The sequence below is a fragment of the Burkholderia sp. BCC0397 genome (assembly GCF_902832865.1).
Classification (GTDB): Bacteria; Pseudomonadota; Gammaproteobacteria; order Burkholderiales; family Burkholderiaceae; genus Burkholderia.
This window is the reverse complement of record NZ_CADFDL010000027.1, coordinates 1-2892: the sequence shown is the minus strand read 5'-3', so window position 1 is coordinate 2892 and position 2892 is coordinate 1. Positions and strand designations below refer to the sequence as shown.

Below are 2892 nucleotides of genomic sequence, written 5' to 3'. Positions count from 1 at the left end.
TTCGTCATTTCTCGGATTCCTTTGCCTGCATTATCGCCGGCTCAGGCCCTGGCCGTTCCACTTATCCGGTTGTCTGAATTCGCGCGGCCACCTCTGTTGGTCTGTGCCGTGACACGGATTTGCCACTGTCGCCGCTCGCAGCTGTGTTCTCAAGCATCTGCACACCGACGCTGGAGGCCGTGGAGTAGCAGGCCGTACATGCGTACTCACCGGGCAACAGTCCGGCGTCAATTTTTGTCACTGAGCGCTTGGCCATGCGGTTGCTCGATGGCCTGCAGCCTATTGATTTTCCGCGACGCATGTGCGCCAAGTCTATCGGCCTTGGTTCAATCTCCGAAGAACTGCTTCGCGCACGCAGTGAGACTTTCCACCCCACCAAATGACGAGAATGCGCGCGCCCCTATGTCGTTTACCTTGCTTGGGTCATAGCTCGTCGCACGCCCCAGACGTGCAGCGAGCGCGAATACGAGGTAGGGGCCTTCTTCACTATTTGAAACCCTGATTCGGCCAGTGGTAGCGCTTCTAGTGTACGGATATGGAGGTGTGCCTTGTCCTCTCAGTTCTGCTTCCGTTACGGGTGTCGGCTTGCTCAGGGAGGGGTCGTGGATAAGTTGCGCTGCGGCAACGGATATTTCGGCCGGCGATTGGTTTTCATCGGCCACGAGAGCGTAGACATTGTGGTTGTCCCTTAAGCGAACAATCGCACCTGCATTCAGATATCCGGTCGGTCCGCTCTTGCCTGTAAGGCTTGACGGCATCACCAAAAAGGGTAGCCTGTCGGCGTCCGCGTATTGAACCCCATGGCCGTCGGGCGAACTCACTGGGTAGGCCGTCACCGAACTGAAAAAACCCGGAGCTGGGTCGCCCTCTTTCTGCACGGGTAGCGGACCGCTACCGAGGCCATCGCCCCAGACAGGCTTGACTCCAACCTTTCTCGCGCTGTTGGCGGCAAAGCCATAGACGCAGAACGCCGGGGACTTCACTGGGTCCCACCGGACAGCCTGCGCCAGGCGAACTGAAGCCCTGCAGGCGGTGTCGTCGCGAACGCATCTACCGGCCCGGTAGATGTCGAGCCCATCACAAAGGCTAGAACTGCCTATATTCTCTGGGTGATAGGCAGTGGAGGCACCGTCCGTGTCGGTGCTCAGGCTGCCGGCCCATACGACGATGCCACCTGGGAAGGTTGCAAACCTGTTTCCCTTCGGCTGTTTCCCTGGAAGATGAATCTCGGTGAAAGCGGGACACGCGCTTTCAGCAAGGGTTGTCCCGGAACCCGACATGAAGCCTCCTACGAGGAGCACAACAATCGCAGAACGTACGTGGACAGTCACAATGCCTCCGGCGCAAGTATAGGAGAGTAAAGGTATAGACGCGCTGAGTGATAAGCGACGCATTCGCCGCTCAACTGACATAGTCCACTATAACCTGTTGCTGTAGGTTTTCTGCGCAGTCTATGCTCTGACGCGGCCGGGTGGTGCAATGATATTCTAGTCGCTACCGGTGTGACTCGGTCGTTGGCTTAACTGCAATCAAGCACCTGTAACCTGCTGACTTGTTGAGTTGTCATTTTCACGTCACGCGATGAGCAATAGGCACGAGGTCGGCTATGGCCTCGTAATTGAAAGTAAGGACCGACATGAGTCTCAGTTACAGTGCGCGCATTATTGCGGATGCGCGAATCACATACGTGAGCGGTGCAAAAGCCTTGGGCTCGAGTCTGCTTCGAATGAACGTTGAGTTTCAGCAACCGGCTTGGGAAGCAGGAACTGGTCAGGCCTCAGCTGCAATACATTCCGCCGTGTTGAGTTTGCGAACAGATTCCGGTGGTGGCGAGCTGGGACGTGCTTGTCCTGACAGTCCCCTGATTTTGAAGTCAGGTCCGAGCGGGACCACGGCGCATCAGACGTTCTCGATTAGTTTAAACGACGCACAGATGTTCGCTGTCGAAGAGGCACGAAGAGGGGGGAATGTCGAACTGGTGCTGAACCTCATTGCCGGCGGGCATGGTGAGTACGGCCATCAGGTTATCAACGACAACATTTCTTACAGAGTTCCGCTGAGCGAGTGGGCTCGCCTACTGCGCGAACTCGGTCACGGCGACATCATTGTGCTGGGCGTGCAGCTTCCGAACGGGCCGAATGGTGCTCGTCTGCGTTCGGCGATTGAGTTGCTGCACACAGCCAATCGTTACCTCGTGAACGGGGAATATGACATTGTTGTTGCGCGCTGCCGGCAAGCTGTAGAGAGTGTTCAAGCGGCCTTTGACGACAGCGAGCCTACAAAGGAAGCAATGACGCTGTACCGGAGAGACAAGTCGAGTCGAGAGGGCATGTCTTCGCTTCAACGTGAGCACGTGATTCTTGAAACGGTCCGGCATTATGCAAACCTCGCGCATCATGTCGACAACCGAGGGAATACCGAGTGCTATGGGCGCGCAGACGCCACATTTCTACTCACGCTGGCTGCGGCAGCCGTCACTAGGGCCTGCGCCAGGGCACGTATTGAGAGTCCTGATGCAAGCGAGTAAGCCTTGCGCTATCAGTTGCAGCGCGCAGCCCATCTGGAAAAGTCGCGTTGACGTGGGATTGTCAGAATATTTGTCTATAGAACGCGCCCATCGCCGCCGTTACGTCCGGAGACTCGGCGTGCAGCGCTACGGGCAGCAAGACTCGGAAAGTCGCGAGCATGCGCCTTGGGGCAAGGGAGATGGATGGACCCGTACGAAAACATAGTTATTGGTAACTTTCTCTATAGCTTAGGGCTCTGTATCGGACAGCTGAGCGTAGAGGATGTGAGAGGTGGCCGCGCGAATTCAGACAACCGGATAAGTGGAACGGCCAGGGCCTGAGCCGGCGATAATGCAGGCAAAGGAATCCGAGAAATGACGAAGAG

The 2892-nt window shown here is 56.7% G+C and carries 2 protein-coding genes; one reads left to right on the top strand and one right to left on the bottom strand.

Going from position 1 to position 2892, the window contains the following annotated elements:
* Positions 1–326: 326 nt before the first annotated feature.
* Positions 327–1280, bottom strand: a complete 954-nt coding sequence (locus HWX03_RS36585; protein WP_244132875.1) for a hypothetical protein — start codon at positions 1278–1280, stop codon at positions 327–329.
* A 356-nt stretch (positions 1281–1636) separates the two neighbouring features.
* On the opposite strand from HWX03_RS36585, the gene HWX03_RS36580 reads away from it, so the two are divergent.
* Entirely contained in the window at positions 1637–2527 is an 891-nt protein-coding gene (locus HWX03_RS36580; RefSeq protein ID WP_175874667.1) for a hypothetical protein, read from the top strand.
* Positions 2528–2892: the final 365 nt, after the last annotated feature.